8 protein-coding genes are annotated in these 15247 nt (G+C 46.4%); 1 reads left to right on the plus strand and 7 read right to left on the minus strand.

Translation table 11 applies throughout. The features are described 5' to 3' along the window. Positions 1–315: 315 nt before the first annotated feature. From ACTQ16_RS15165 to ACTQ16_RS15195, 7 genes are all read right to left on the minus strand, one after another. Positions 316–1851, minus strand: coding sequence for a sulfatase family protein (locus ACTQ16_RS15165; RefSeq protein ID WP_441938190.1), 1536 nt, complete (start codon positions 1849–1851; stop codon positions 316–318). Positions 1852–1862: 11 nt separating this feature from the next. Beyond that, on the minus strand, positions 1863–3089 hold the full coding sequence (locus ACTQ16_RS15170; RefSeq protein ID WP_441938208.1) for an anaerobic sulfatase-maturation protein: 1227 nt from the start codon (positions 3087–3089) through the stop codon (positions 1863–1865). An 80-nt stretch (positions 3090–3169) separates the two neighbouring features. Further along, positions 3170–4663, minus strand: coding sequence for an arylsulfatase (locus ACTQ16_RS15175; RefSeq protein ID WP_295347691.1), 1494 nt, complete (start codon positions 4661–4663; stop codon positions 3170–3172). Between the two features lie 63 nt (positions 4664–4726). After that, on the minus strand, positions 4727–6355 hold the full coding sequence (locus ACTQ16_RS15180) for a sulfatase family protein (RefSeq protein WP_441938209.1): 1629 nt from the start codon (positions 6353–6355) through the stop codon (positions 4727–4729). 256 nt (positions 6356–6611) lie between these two features. Continuing rightward, on the minus strand, positions 6612–8285 hold the full coding sequence (locus ACTQ16_RS15185; protein ID WP_441938192.1) for a RagB/SusD family nutrient uptake outer membrane protein: 1674 nt from the start codon (positions 8283–8285) through the stop codon (positions 6612–6614). Positions 8286–8313: 28 nt separating this feature from the next. Next, positions 8314–11313 (minus strand): SusC/RagA family TonB-linked outer membrane protein, encoded by a 3000-nt coding sequence (locus tag ACTQ16_RS15190; RefSeq protein WP_441938194.1) that lies wholly within the window; start codon positions 11311–11313, stop codon positions 8314–8316. 225 nt (positions 11314–11538) lie between these two features. Then, positions 11539–12753 carry an ROK family transcriptional regulator gene (locus tag ACTQ16_RS15195; RefSeq protein ID WP_295347678.1) on the minus strand — a complete coding sequence of 405 codons (1215 nt, stop codon included), beginning with the start codon at positions 12751–12753 and terminating at the stop codon, positions 11539–11541. A gap of 473 nt (positions 12754–13226) precedes the next feature. On the opposite strand from ACTQ16_RS15195, the gene ACTQ16_RS15200 reads away from it, so the two are divergent. After that, the gene (locus ACTQ16_RS15200; protein WP_218417320.1) at positions 13227–15218 is read left to right on the plus strand and encodes a glucosamine-6-phosphate deaminase; all 1992 of its coding nucleotides are present in this window, start codon (positions 13227–13229) and stop codon (positions 15216–15218) included. The last annotated feature ends 29 nt before the right edge of the window (positions 15219–15247 follow it).

Genomic DNA, 15247 nt, shown 5'->3' on the forward strand with positions numbered 1-15247 from the left:
CTTACATGTGGGGCAATAGTCGTTTGGGGGATTGGCGCATAGCTGGCAGTTACATACTAAGTCGTGCGATAACCAACGAAAAGTTGAGTATGGCAGGCTATGCTACATTGATGGGTTCATACATCGAATGGCACCCAAAATAGGAACCGCCGTATGCGGAACCGCATGTACGGTGGTGTGAGAGGTCGGAAAACGAAAGTAGGAGAAAAACTACTTCGTTTTCCTCCTACTCGATTTATATATAAAAGTTAGTGTTTATATATAAAAGCCAGAACATCGCTGCCCTGACTTTTATTTATTTCATTGTATTTTCTATTATTTTACTCTTCTCAATATATTTTGCATTTCGAAAACAACTTTAGGATTTGCTTCAGCTACATTGTTTTGCTCGTAGAGATTGTCAGAGATTCGATAGAGCTGAGGATTAGGATCGTTGCCGGTTTCAATCTTTGGTCCCCATTTTATCATTTTAGAACCATCATTTGGTTCTATGTATTTCCATTCTTTTGTGCGGATAGAAATTACATGATTATTTGACATTTCTGCAACCCATGGGCGATGGGTGTTATCGTTGCCGAGCAGATTTCCAAGATGGTTCTTGCTGTCGGGTGCACTGCCTTTAGGGAAGGTTGCACCAATCAGATTACCAAAGGATGCCATGAAGTCAATCTGTGACATGAGAACATCTGAAGTCTGATTTGGTTTTACCGACATTGGCCAACGAACGATAACAGGAATAGCCGTACCACCTTCGAAAGCACTGTATTTTTTACCACGCCAAGGACCTGCAGGCTTATGACCATTCAAAAGCTCTTCTGCCTGATCCTGATAGCCGTCATCTACAACAGGACCATTATCACTAGTCAACAAAACGATAGTATTCTCTGCAATTCCAAGTTTATCCAATGTCTCCATGATCTTACCTACAGACCAGTCGAACTGCACAATGGCGTCTCCACGCATACCCATGCTGCTCTTTCCACGGAAACGCTGGTGTGGAAAACGAGGCACGTGGACATCGTTGGTGGCAAAATAGAGGAAGAAAGGATGATCGCAGTTTTTCTTGATGAAGTCGATGGCGTGGGTAGTGATGGAGTCGGCGATGTTCTCGTCTTTCCACAATGCCTTACCGCCACCCTTCATATAACCGATTCTGCCGATGCCGTTCACGATAGACATATTGTGGCCGTGGCTCGACTTCATATTATAGCACAACTCAGGATTGTCCTTTCCGGTAGGTTCGCCAGGGAAGTTCTTGAAATAGCTTACCTCGATAGGAGCCGACGGATCGTAGTTAGCTACCATGCCGTCTTCGATGAAAACACAAGGCACACGGTCGGCTGTGGCTGCCATGATGTAGTGATGGTCGAAACCTATGTCGGCAAGGGCTGCTGGCAATGGGGCATTCCAGTCTTGCTTGCCTGTTTCTGCACCCAAGCCCAAGTGCCACTTACCGATGGCACAGGTAGAATAGCCTACGCTCTTGAACATATCAGCTATGGTAAACTGGGTAGGCTGGATAATCATTCCCGCATCGCCCGGTGCTACGTCGGTACCTGGTCGGCGCCATGCATACTCACCCGTGAGCAGGGAGTAGCGGGATGGGGTACTGGTGGAAGCGATGGCGTGGGCATCGGTGAAGCGAATACCCTGCTTGGCCAGTTTATCTACGTTAGGAGTCTCTACGTTCTTGGCACCATAGCATCCCAGGTCGCCGTAGCCGAGGTCATCGGCGAGGATGATGATGACGTTAGGTTTCTGCTGATTGTTGGCTTTCGCCTTCTTGGCACCCATGCCTGCCGTGCAAACCAGGGGCGACATCAGGGCGATAGTCATATAAGTTTTGTTCATTTCGATAATCGTTAGTTATTTTTTAAAACATTCATAATGTTGGCAGGCGGACGCTGGGCGAGGAGTTCCCGTTTCATAAAGTCCATGTAGGGAGACACATGCGTATAGTACTGATAGTATCCTTGGCAGAGATAGTTCAGGCCCGGCTCTCCATACTTATCCTTCTCGAACCTGTTCTTGGGGCATTCGCCATGGCAGGCGAACTCCATGTCGCATTCCTTGCACTGGCGGGGCAGCGAAGTATGCTTCAACCGGCTGAAAGCCTGCTGCTTTTCGCCATAAAGCATGTCGATGAGTGACTGCTCCCTGATGTTTCCCAGTTTGTATTCAGGAAAGACAAAGTGGTCGCAGGAATATACATCGCCATTGTGTTCCATCACGCCTGCATGACCGCACTCCTTGGAGTAGGCGCAGATGCCTGGCAGCACCCCCATCCAGTTGGCAAGTGTGCAGTCGAAGATTTCCACAAAGGTCTTACCCACATCGTGGCGTACCCAGTCGTCGAAGATGGTGCAGAGGAAGTTGCCCCACTGTTGCGGGGTAACGGAAGCATCTGCAAGCGGAATCTCCCTGTCGTCGGCAAGACTCGCCAGGGTGCGACCGTCTTCATGTTCCGTCAGTCGCTCCACGATAGGGGTAAACTGCAAGTACTGGCAACCGTTGTCTCTGAAGAAATGATAGAACTCCAGCGGATGTCCAGCGTTGTAGGCATTGACCACTGCCATAGCATTCCATTCCACCCGATGCTTCTTCAGCAGGCTGATGCCCTGCATCACCTTTTCCCAGGAAGGCTTTCCGGCAGGAGTCATGCGATAGTGGTCGTGATATTCCTGGGGGCCATCGATGGAAATGCCTACCAGCCAATGGTTCTTGGCAAAGAACTCGCACCATTCGTCGGTGAGGAGTGTGCCGTTGGTCTGGATGACGTTATCTATCTGTTTGCCGTGGGAGTACTTCTTCTGAAGCGCCAGTGCTTTCTTGTAGAAGTCGATGGAGCGCATCAGCGGCTCACCTCCATGCCAGGTGAAAAGCACCTGCGGCATGGTTTGTGCCTCGATGTACTCTCGGGTGAATTGCTCCAGCATCTCATCGCTCATCAGATGGCGGTGGGAGTTCTGGTAAAGATTGTTCTTTTCCAGATAATAACAGTATTTGCAAGCCAGGTTGCAATGGGCACCTGCCGGCTTCAGCATCACATACAGTGGCTTGGCAAATGGGGTTGCTATGTTGTCGCTCATCATATTTTTTCTTTTTAGAAATCGGTTGGAATCTCGCAAAAATAGGAGATGGAATCAGAACTTGGTCAGAGTCATTTTCCTTAAAACTCTGGCAGCGTTATCTTGAAGTCCTTGCTGTCTCTGTGCTCCTTCTGGATGGCAGCCAGCAGATCTTTCACGATTTCAGGATGTTCTGCCGCCACATCGTGGTCTTCGTGAATATCCGAAGCTAGGTTGTAGAGGCGAGGCTTGCCTTTTACTACTACCATCTTCCAGTCGCCCTTTCTCACGCCAATCTGGTCGGTCTCATGAAATTCCCAATAGAGGTATTCGTGGTGCTTCTGCTCGGCATCCTTGCCCAGAAGGGTAGGAGCGATGGAAATACCGTCGAAGCCGTCGCCAGCCAACTTCCTGTTGGTGTAGCGCTTGGCGAAGTTCTTGATTCCGGCAAGGTCGCAGAAGGTTGGCATCAGGTCGTAGAAGGCAAACTGGGTGTCGTTTACGCTGCCTGCCTTGATGTGCTCTGGCCACCAGGCGATGAATGGGATTCGGATGCCGCCCTCGTAGCACTGGCGCTTCAAGCCCTTCAACTTGCCGTCGCGACCGAAGAATTTTGGATCGGCGCCGCCTTCCTCATGAGGACCGTTATCAGAGGTAAAGATGACCACGGTGTTCTTGTCTAGGCCCTTCTCCTTCAGCTTGGCGAAGATTTCGCCTACATACTGGTCAAGACGGGTAATCATTCCGGCAAACTGTGCGTGGGTATGAACCACGGCGTTGTATCTTGAGTCTTCCCATCCTCCCCAAGTCTTGTCCTCGAAGAATTTCTTCTGGTAGTTCTCTAAAATGGAATCTTCTGGTTGAGCCAACTCTGCGTGAGGTAGGGTATAGGTAAGGAATCCTACGAAAGGATGCTTATTATCCTGCTTGTCAATCCACTCCAAAGCCTTGTCGTGGATGATGCGGGCAGAATACTGCTTGCGTTTGAAATAGTCCTTGCCGAACATCGGGTACTGGATATTCTGCTCCATGATATCTCTTACCACAGCCGTATCACCCAACGACTTGCTGTAACGGTTCAGGAAGTTGGGATAATAAAGATGTGCCTGGAACTGACAGATGTAGCCGTAGAATTCATCTACGCCACGCTTGTCGGGAGTAGAGGCAGAACCTTCGTATCCGCCTGCCCATTTTCCGAAGACGCCGGTGCGGTAGCCCTTGTCCTTGAGCATTTCCGGAAGAATCTTATGCTGCGGGTCGTAAGGTTCCTGCCCCACCACAGAAAAGTCCTCGTTTATTCCATACTTTACCATCGGTACGTTTCTCCAGTATTCCTTGTTGCCTCTTACGTGGGTGTGACCCGAATGCTGACCGGTCATGATTGTAGCACGCGAAGGGGCTGAAACCGGCGAACCGGCGTATGCCTGGGTGAATCGCATTCCCTCCTTTGCCATCTGGTCGATGTTGGGGGTATGGATGTAAGGCTGACCGTAGCAAGCCAAATCACCATATCCCATATCATCGCAGAGGATAAAGAGGATATTCGGCTGTTGTACGTTCTGTTTAGCTCCAGCAAGGGTAGGTAGGCAAATCATACCTACCCCTGTGAGCCATATTGTTTTGCTAGTTCTATTCATAAATCTGTAATCTTAGATTTCTTATTCGTCTACCTTCAAATTCTTGCGGTAGTTAGCGAGCAACTTCTTCAGTTCCTTCTCAATCTTCTGAGTGCCGGGCTTGCCGTAGATGTTGTGCTGCTCGTTAGGGTCTGCCTGGATGTCGTATAACTCCCAGTAGTCGATGTCTGCATCATTGGTGAAGTAGTTGATAGACTTCAGGGCATTGAAGCAGTTGTTTTCTCTTGTGCCTGGTTGTCCCTGATACTTATTTTCTACCACAGCTCTTTCTCCACCCTTGCCATAGAAGTGAATCAGCTTGTAGCGTTCTGTGCGAACACCATCGTGCTTGCGTACAAGATGATATGTAGGATAGTCGTAGTAGTGATAGTACAGGCTTTTGCGCCACTTCTTCACAGGCTGTCCGGCGAACAGAGGCTGTAGCGATGTTCCAGGCATGTACTTAGGCTTCTCCAAACCCGCCAAGTCGAGGAAGGTAGGGGCGAAGTCGATGTTCTGAACCATCTGGTTGCACTCGCTCTTTGGCTGGATGTGCTTAGGATAGCTGATGATGAGCGGAGTGTGGAATGACTCCTCGTACATGAATCGCTTGTCGAACCATCCGTGCTCGCCCATGTAGAATCCCTGGTCGGATGTATAGACAATGATGGTGTTGTCGGTGAGGTTGTTCTTGTCGAGATATTCCAGCAGTCTGCCCACACTCTCATCTACAGAGGCAATCACAGCCATGTAGTCGCGGATGTAGTTCTGGTATTTCCACTCGATCAACTCCTTGCCAGTCAGGTTCTTGCTCAGGAACTCACGGTTTCTTGGCATGTAGTAGGCATCGATGATGGCACGCTGCTTTGGAGTCATGCGGTTCATCTCGCCCATCAGACCGGCATAGGAATCTCTTCCCTCTGGAGTAGAAGGATCGTACATTTCTGGGACCTTCAGGTCGCGTACCATCTCCAAGTACTTGCCGATAGACATCTTCTGTGTAGAAGCTGCAGAACCACGGGTTTCATAATCATCCCAGAAAGTCTCTGGCAACGGGAAGTTGACGTTGGCATACTTGTTTACATACTTGGTGTTAGGCATCCAGAGGCGGTGTGGTGCCTTGTGGTGAACCAGAAGACAGAATGGCTTGTTCTTGTCGCGGTTGTTCAAGTACTCGATAGCATGGTCGGTGATCAAATCGGTAGCATATCCCATCTCCTGCTTGAAGTTACCATACTGTCCGGTAGAAGCGAAGGTAGGGTTGTAGTACTGCCCCTGGTCATCTAGAACATGATAGTAGTCGAATCCCTTCGGACTGCAGGACATGTGCCACTTGCCCACAACGGCAGTAGAATAGCCTGCCCCCTGCAGCAGTTCTGAGAAGAAGGTCTTGGTAGAGTCGATACCCTCGGCAAGCTGTCGCTGTCCGTTCTGGTGACTGTAAAGACCGGTCATAAGACATGCACGGCTTGGTGTAGAAAGCGAGTTCTCCACGAAAGCCTCGTTGAATTTCATTCCTCTTTCAGCTAGGCGGTCGATATTTGGTGTTGGTGCCAATTTGGAGATAGGGCTACCGTATGCACTGATGGCTTGCATGGCATGGTCGTCACACATAATATACAAGATGTTAGGACGATCTCCTGCATTCTGTGCAAAGATCGACAACGGCATTACTTGCAGCGCTGTCAATGCGAGTAATGAGCGGTTGTTTTGCTTACGATTGTTGTTAACCATAACTTTTCAATTGTATAATTAAAAATTAGTGTTGATTCTATTTGAGTTTTTTGATGCTGATATGGAAAATTATATAGATTAAGAGATTGCAAAAAGAGGGAGTGCCGTCTCGGCACACCCTCTAAATGTTTTACATGAACTCTATTTTATAAAAACTAGCATCATGTTACTTAATATATGATTACCTATGAAGTTATCTCTTCAAGTTAGGGTTCTTCTCAACATCTGATGTTGGATATGGACAGTAAATTCTATCTTCTGTCCAAGAACCAGAAACGGTAACACTTTCCTTTGCTGTATAGGTTTTGCCATCCTGCTCAGCTACTACGAGAGGAGCATTAGCAACACGGTAGTCGAAGTTCTTCTTGAGTTCGTCCATACGAAGCTCGTCAGAACGACGTGTAACCATTGATACCCAGTTACCAGCAACTTCCCATCCGTGCTCGATGTAGCAAGCTTCAGCCAACTGCTCTGCATTCATGTCAGCAATCTTCACTGTAGTACCGTTGGTTAAAGTAACATTCTCTACGTCTGTAACGGCACGGCTGCGAACCTGACGGAGACAATCCTTAGCCTTGTTCAGGTCACCACCAGAGCGAGCTGCACTCTCAGCATACCAGAGAAGAATCTCAGAGTAGCGGATGAGGTTGTGACGGCGGTCGTTGATCATACCACCCCAGTTAGGAGCCTGGTAATCATAAGCCTGACGGAGCATGTTGCCGTTCTCGTCTGAGTTAACGGTGAAGATACAGAACATTGGGTGATAAGCTTCAACCTCTGGAGTCTTTCCGTCTTCTTTAAGAGCCCACCAATCTACAGCCTTAGTAATAGTGTTTCCATCCTGGAATGTTACCTTAGGAGCGTAGATAGCATTCTTGCGAGCACCCTCTGGGAATCTCTTCCAGAATGCGATTTCACCCCAAGCGTCACCCCAGCCACCATCGCCGAGACCTTCGAAGCGGCAGCAGGAAGAAAGCTGAGAGTCATGATCCCACCAACCACGAGCGTCGTTGTTGATACCAAGCACGGTCTCCATGTTGTAGTTGTTGCCCATAGAGTAAACATCCTTCCACTCTGGGTTCAGGATGAAACCGTAAGAACCGTTGTTGTCGATGACAGACTTAGCCTGCTCTGCTGCGAGCTTGTAGTACTCTGTACCCATATTGAGTGGGTAACCAGCCATAGACATGTAAACTGCTGACAGGGTAGCCTGTGCAGCCTGTTTGGTTGTCCAGATATCAACACCGAACAAACGGCTAGGCTCCTTCTCATACTTGGTAGGAAGCTCGTTAACGGCTGCCTTCAAGTCTGAAACAATCAGTTCATATACATCCTTTACACTAGATGGAGCAACCTCCAACTGTGAAACGTCGGTACCGGTAATCAATGGCACAGGACCGAATACACGTACCAGGTAGTAGTAAGCGTATGCACGCCAGAAGTGTGCATTACCCAAAGCTACGTTAATCTTATCCTGAGCAACAGGAGCCTTACTTGCACTCTCAGTAATCAGGTTAGCAGCCTTGATTACAGAATAGTGCTGGTTCCATGCGTCTGTTACACCCTTGTTGGCACCATCAGATGCAAAAGCATCGAGGGCAGCACAAGCCTGCTTGTTAGAACCAGGGTTAGCAGTAATATCATCACCCTGCCACTGTGGGTACATAGGGTTGGTCCAGCTCTGTGTCTGGTTGATTCTGTCATACAGTGCGTTAACACTTGCAGTAAGGTCCTCTTCGCTATTGAAGAAGTTGTTAGGGGTCAAGTGTCCCTTTGGATCCTCATCCAGGAAGTCTCCACAAGAAGAGAATGTAAACAAGGATGCTGCCATGAGACAACCCATATATAATAATTTTCTAGTTTTCATAATTATTACAGTTTTTAGATTGTTGGAATTAGAAGTTAATACGAACACCCATTGTGATGGTACGAGGGTTAGGGTAAGCACCCATATCCAAACCATTGTCACGGTCTACACCATTGTCACTGAATGAAGCACCTGCAGGGTCAATACCCTTATAGCCGGTAATGGTGAAGAGGTTCTGAGCTGAGAGTGAGAGACGGATGTCTGCCAACTTGGTTACGCTGCGTGGGAATGTGTAAGCGATGCTGATATTCTCACAACGCAGATAGTTAGCATTTTCCAACCACTTGTCTGAGTTTCCGTATGTCTTGTTCTCTGCGCCAACTGTAGGCATGGTAACACCGATGTTGTTGAAGTAATCCTTATCGGTTACGAACATAGATGCACCTACCATTGAGTTCATGGCGTAGCGAACCATATTCAAACGCTTGGCACCGAATGCTGCATTGAAGAAGGCATTGAAGTCCCAGTTCTTATAACTTACTGTATTGTTCCAACCTAATGTGAAGTCTGGGTTTGAACGACCTAATACGAAGCGATCCTTTGAAGCATCAGGAGTAGCTGTTGTTCCACCATCTGCAGTGTAATACATATCAATATATTCACCCTTTGCATTCTTTTCAACACCAGCCCACTTGAAGCCGTAGAATGTACCGATAGCTTCACCTTCCTTGATGATGGTACATGGGTCAACAGTACCTGGAGAAGGGCTTGTACCATAAAGAATAGGAGAATCAGCTGTCAACTTGGTAACCTCGTTCTTGATGTAGCTGGCATTCAATGTAGATGACCATGACCAGTCCTTGGTCTGGATAATCTGTGCATTGATTGTAGCATCAAAACCCTTGTTGCTTACCTCACCGGCATTTACCCAGTATGATGTGCCACCCAGGTAACCAGGAGCTGATGTTGTCAGGAGGGCATCCTTTGTCTTCTTGTCGAAGTAGTCTAAGCTGATGCTCAAACGGTTGCCGAAGAAACCGAGGTCAACACCGAGGTCAAACTGATGAACCTTCTCCCATGACAAGTCAGGAGTTGCAAGACCATTTGCCCAGTAACCTGTGTAAGACTGATTAGTACCGTATGTGAAACCGGTTGTACCCAAAGAACCCAATGTAGAGTAAGGAGTAATATCCTGGTTACCGATGATACCGTAGCTTGCACGGATCTTCATGTATTCTACTGCATTCTTGATAGGCTCCCAGAACTTTTCGTTAGAGATGGTCCAAGCTGCAGCTGCTGATGGGAAGTAACCCCACTTCTTATTGGTGAAGCGGCTAGAACCATCCGCACGGAAAGTACCAGTCAACATATAGCGGTCTGCATAGTTGTACATAACACGAGCTACACCAGAGAGCATGGTCCACTTGCTATAGCCGTTGCTAGGATTCTTGGAAGCTGCATCTGCTACGTTCCAGTAACCCAGCTGCTCGTGAGCAATACCAGTTCCAGAGAGACCCATGCGGCGAACCTCATTAGAGGTAACTTCCCATACGCCTGTAGCAGTCAAACCGTGATCACCCCACTTGTTGCTGTAAGTCAAGTTGTTGGTTGACTGCAACGCTGTAACTGTTGCATCGTTGTTGCCCATATTGTTACCAGCTGCGTTCACCTTTGTAGATGTGAAGCTATACCATTTGTAATCGTTATAGTCGATACCGTTGGTAGTGGTGAATGTCAAGCCTTTGAGAAGGTTGAATTTCAAGTCAACGTGACCTGTAACCATGGTACGCTTACGGTCGTTTTCACTACCATGGAGAATACCGTAAGGGTTGTTCTGGATGTTATTGTATGGGTCTTTATTATACTTACCGTTTGCATCCATCATCTCCATAGTAGGAGAGTAGTTCAAACCAACCCAGATAGGGTTAGACTGGTTCTGTGCGAAACCTGCACCAGAGTTGTCAGTCTGAGAGAGGTTGATATCGGTGGTCATTTCCAACCAGTCGAAAATCTTATTGTGCATGTTAGCCTTGATAGCGTAACGTCTAGACTTGGTATCAACGATAACACCCTTCTGGTCCATTACGTTGGCAGAGAAGTAAGTCTGAGTCTTGTCATTACCCTGAGTCAAAGAAACCTTATAGTTCTGGGTAATACCAGTCTGGAGCAATTCGTCCATCCAGTCGATACCTGCCTTTGTACCATTCAGATAATCCTGAACTGCACTCTGAGAAACACCCTTATGGTCTACCAAAGCCTGAGCATACTGCTTGGTGCTCATTACTTCAGGGATATGGTAAGCATTAGAGAAGCCGAAGCTACCGTCGAAAGTAACCTGAGTTGCACCAGCCTTACCGGTCTTGGTCTGTACCATTACAACACCATTTGCACCACGTGCACCATAGATAGCGGTAGAAGAAGCGTCCTTCAAAACCTGGATGCTCTGGATATCCTCAGGGCTGATACCCTCAAGACCTGTCTCGCGAACAATACCGTCAACTACGTAGAGTGGGTCGTTGCTCTTGTTAACAGAGCTGGCACCACGTACACGAATCTTCATTGCACCACCAGGAACACCGCTTGACATTACCTGCACACCAGACATACGTCCGTTGAGGGCATCCTCAACACGTGCAACAGGCTGATCCTTGAAGCTCTTGCCTTCCATGACAGCAACAGATCCTGCCAAGTCAGCCTTCTTTACAGTACCGTAACCTATAACAACTGTTTCTTCGAGCATGTTGGAATCGTCTTCCATGGTAACGTTCAAAGCAGTACCGTTCCAAGTAAGAGTCTGTGGCTTGTAACCTACATAAGTGATTGTAATCTTAGCACCCTTAGCTACATTTGCAAGGCTAAAGTTACCGTCAAGGTCAGTAATCGTACCACCAGTCTTACCATCAATTCTGATGGTAGCACCGATAACAGGTTCACCGTAAGAATCCTTTACTGTACCTGTACATGAGTTTTGCTGCTGGGTAGCATTAGCAATAACCGAATTGCTCTGAGCTGCCAATGCAGTAACAGTGCTCAGTGGTGACATGGCACCCAATAGCGCTGCAAAATACAAATTTGCTCTTTTTTTCATAGGTTTGTAATTGTTTATGTTAGTTATTATTTCTTCTCGTATAAACTTTGTTTTTATCTTATTCTTTTGGCAGTTGGCTCAGATGAACCTGTCACCGCCTATTTGGTTTTTGAATTGTGGAGTAGCCGTTTTACCGGCTACTCCCAACTCCTGTCAAATGAATAGTTGATAAAAAGTTAGTTAGTAAAATCTTTAATGCTTTTGTCTAATAAGCTAGATTATTTATTATCTTTCTTCGCTCAAGAGTCTGTGTCTTGCCATCAGACAGGCTCCCGTGATACCAGCCAGATCTTTCAGTTCTGAGGTAACAATCTGCGAATCCTCGTTCATGATGTTGAGCGAATGCTTTTTTATACCCATGTTGACCGGTAGCGTCAGATAATCGCCAGTGACTGACATTTCTCCTCCGATGACCAGCATCTCTGGGTTAAAGATATTGATGATTCCTGCCAATTGCTTGCCCAGTTCGTCTGCAATATGTTGCAGGGTAGCTAGGCTAAGTACGTCTTCTTTTGCTATCGCATCAAGAATATCTTGAAGCGTGATGTCTTCTTTTCTGTTGAGCACCTTGTCAGACAGGATGGAAGTCTTGCCTTCCCGAATCTTCTCAGTTAACTTTCTCTTGAGTGCTCTACCCGAAACTTCAGTTTCAATACATCCAATCTTGCCGCAGTGGCAGATGATGTTGTTGTTGTAGGCTGTCATGTGACCAAACTCACCCGAATATCCGGATTTACCGTAGTACAGTTGACCTCCCATGATGATTCCGATGCCTAATCCCCAGCATACGTTCACAAAGATGACATCTTTCAGTCCTCTGCAGCGTCCCTTCACAAATTCAGCGAAAGCCATGCTTCTTGAATCGTTCTCGATGCAAACCGGCAACTGAATCAGCTCTGTGAGCTTGTCTGTGAGTGATTCCTTCAAGAAGGTGTACATGTTGTAGGCTCTTCCTTCGAAAGGATTCACACGTTCTGCTACATTTACGCAAACTTGAAGTATTTCTTCTTTTGAAACAGGAAGAGAGGCGATGAAATCGTTGATGATTTTTCCTACTTTTTCCAGATTCTCAGGAGTATTCTCGTATACGTAAGGTACCCTTGTCTTTTCTGTTATTAGGTTTCCGCTGAAATCGCTGGCAGCTAGAGCCAGACAGTCCATTTCTGGGTTCACTCCGACAAAATATCCAGCGGTAGGAATCAGGTCGTATACCATAGGGATGCGTCCAGTAGAATTGTCTTTCTTGCCAATCTCTGTAACCAGCCCAGCCTTCATCAGTTCGTTGAGGGCGCTAGTGGCAGTCGGCAGACTTACTCCGACAGCCTTGCTCATCTCTGGAATGGTGGCAGCACCTTGAGAGATGAAATGCGCTAGCAGTTTACTCTGAACTGAAGGCTTTTTATTTAGTTTCCTAATATATTTTATTATATCAGATATCATAACTTAAAAACTTTATTTGCAAAGATAGTCTTTTTATAAATACATGCAATATTTTTCTTGTTAATAAAACTTAAATAGCCAAATTTTCTTTATTTTTCCCTGTTTCTGATAGTCTACACTGTCTATATACCTAATTATATATATAAGCATAATTGCCTGTTTATTTATTTTAGCTATTTATGTTAATCAAATATACTAGTTAGGTATAAATAGCTGAATGAGTGGGTAAAACTACACTCAATATAGGTTTTTACAGCCTGAAAAGATAAAAATGCTTTCATTTTAGAATTATTAACTATAAAAACATGGAAATGTATGATAAATCATGTAATTTTGCAAAATAAAAAATTTTAATAACGATATTGCTATAAATAAACGAGTTTAAATAATCCGAATGTTAAAAACAATGCGTTATCTTTATGAGTAGAAACCTAGTAAACATATTAAATAATAATCGTTAAAAGATATAAATTATGAGGCTCAATCTAAGTTCACAAATTGTACTTAACAAAGTACCAGTTGAATTCTACAAGCCTAAGACGACTGTAGAATACTCAGAAATCTCTAGAATGGAGAAGATTCGTACAGACATCTTTGCTTCAATGGCAGAAGGTGCCAGTCATGTTGCCGATGGCATTGCAGCAGGTATCAAGGCTGCTCAGCACGATGGCAAGTTCTATGTGATGGCACTCGGAACCGGTTCTTCACTCACTGCTGTGTATGAGGAACTCATCCGCCGTTATCAGGAGAAGACATTGAGTTTCCGCAATGTTGTGGTATTCAATGCTTATGAGTATTATCCACTCCAGCAGGAGAGTTCTCTCCGTACCATCAACCAGCTGAAGGAGCGTTTCCTCAGTCACGTAGACGTTCAGGAGCAGAACATTTTCTCTCTTGATGGTTTCGTGGCTCAGGATGCAGTACAGGATTGCTGCCGTCTTTATGAGCAGCGCATCAAGACCTTCGGAGGTCTCGACGTAGCTCTTATCGGTATCGGCCGTTCTGGTAACATCGCAGCCAATGAGCCAGGTTCTGGTATCCAGTCAGTTACCCGCCTTATCTTGATCGGCAACACATCACGTGAAGAGATGGAAGCTAGCGAGCAGACCAAGGAAACCATTCCTCCATGTTCACTTACCATGGGTATTGCCACCCTTCTTTCTGCCAAGACGGTTTATCTTACAGCTTGGGGCGAGGAAAAGGCAGAAATCATGCAGAAGGTAGTAGAGAACTCTATTACTGATACATTGCCTGCATCGTTCCTTCAGACACATCCTGATGCTCATGTAGTTCTCGACCTGAGCGCAGCAGCTCACCTTACTCGTATCGAGCATCCTTGGCTCGTAACTTCTTGCCAGTGGACTGATAAGTTGGTTCGCTCTGCATTGGTATGGCTCTGCCAGAAGATTGGTAAGCCTATCCTGAAGTTAACCAATAAGGATTATAACGAGAACGGTTTGAGCGAACTCCTGGCTCTCTATGGTTCTGCTTATAATGCAAACATCAAGATTTTCAACGATTTGCAGCATACAATTACAGGCTGGCCAGGCGGTAAGCCAAACGCAGACGATACCTATCGTCCAGAGCGTTCTAAGCCATATCCAAAGCGTGTCATCGTATTCTCACCTCACCCAGATGATGACGTTATCTCTATGGGCGGTACTATCCGTCGTCTGGTTCAGCAGAAGCATGACGTACATGTTGCTTACGAGACATCAGGTAATATCGCAGTAGGTGATGAGGAAGTAACAAGATTCATGCACTTCATCAATGGTTTCAACCAGCTCTTCGCTGATTCTAAGGACAGCGTAATCTCTGACAAGTATAAGGAGATCAAGACATTCTTCGCCAAGAAGAAGGAGAGCGACTTCGATACAAGAGACATCCTGACCATCAAGGGCTTGATTCGCCGTGGTGAGGCTCGTACAGCTTGTACCTATAATGAGATTCCTCTCGATCACGTTCACTTCCTTGATTTGCCATTCTATGAGAGTGGAAAGATTGAGAAGTTGCCTATGACAGAGAAGGACGTTGAGATAGTTAGAGCTTTGTTGCAGGAGGTTAAACCTCATCAGATTTACGTAGCAGGTGACCTTGCTGACCCTCACGGAACTCACAAGAAGTGTACTGATGCCGTTCTTGCCGCTATCGACGAGGAGAAGAAGGCAGGTGCAGAGTGGTTGAAGGACTGCCGCATCTGGATGTACCGTGGTGCATGGGCAGAGTGGGAGATAGAGAACATCGAAATGTGTGTTCCTTTGAGCCCAGAAGAGTTGAGAGCTAAGCGTAACTCTATCCTCAAGCATCAGTCTCAGATGGAGAGTGCTCCTTTCTTGGGTAATGACGAGCGTCTGTTCTGGCAGAGAGCTGAAGACCGCAACCGTGCTACAGCTTCCCTTTACGACCAGTTGGGCTTGGCTTGCTACGAGGCAATGGAGGCTTTCGTAGAGTATAAGCCTCTCTAATTTCTACATCTAATAATATTATTTAATAT

Origin of the sequence: Prevotella sp. LCP21S3_D2 (assembly GCF_052118345.1) — a bacterium.
Lineage (GTDB): Bacteria > Bacteroidota > Bacteroidia > Bacteroidales > Bacteroidaceae > Prevotella.

Bases quoted from the DNA above. Each gene is read 5' to 3' on its own strand.
- ACTQ16_RS15165 (WP_441938190.1), bottom strand. From the start codon at position 1,851: ATGAACAAAACTTATATGACTATCGCCCTGATGTCGCCCCTGGTTTGC.
- ACTQ16_RS15170 (WP_441938208.1), bottom strand. From the start codon at position 3,089: ATGAGCGACAACATAGCAACCCCATTTGCCAAGCCACTGTATGTGATG.
- ACTQ16_RS15175 (WP_295347691.1), bottom strand. From the start codon at position 4,663: ATGATTTGCCTACCTACCCTTGCTGGAGCTAAACAGAACGTACAACAG.
- ACTQ16_RS15180 (WP_441938209.1), bottom strand. From the start codon at position 6,355: ATGCCGTTGTCGATCTTTGCACAGAATGCAGGAGATCGTCCTAACATC.
- ACTQ16_RS15185 (WP_441938192.1), bottom strand. From the start codon at position 8,285: ATGAAAACTAGAAAATTATTATATATGGGTTGTCTCATGGCAGCATCC.
- ACTQ16_RS15190 (WP_441938194.1), bottom strand. From the start codon at position 11,313: ATGAAAAAAAGAGCAAATTTGTATTTTGCAGCGCTATTGGGTGCCATG.
- ACTQ16_RS15195 (WP_295347678.1), bottom strand. From the start codon at position 12,753: ATGATATCTGATATAATAAAATATATTAGGAAACTAAATAAAAAGCCT.
- ACTQ16_RS15200 (WP_218417320.1), top strand. From the start codon at position 13,227: ATGAGGCTCAATCTAAGTTCACAAATTGTACTTAACAAAGTACCAGTT.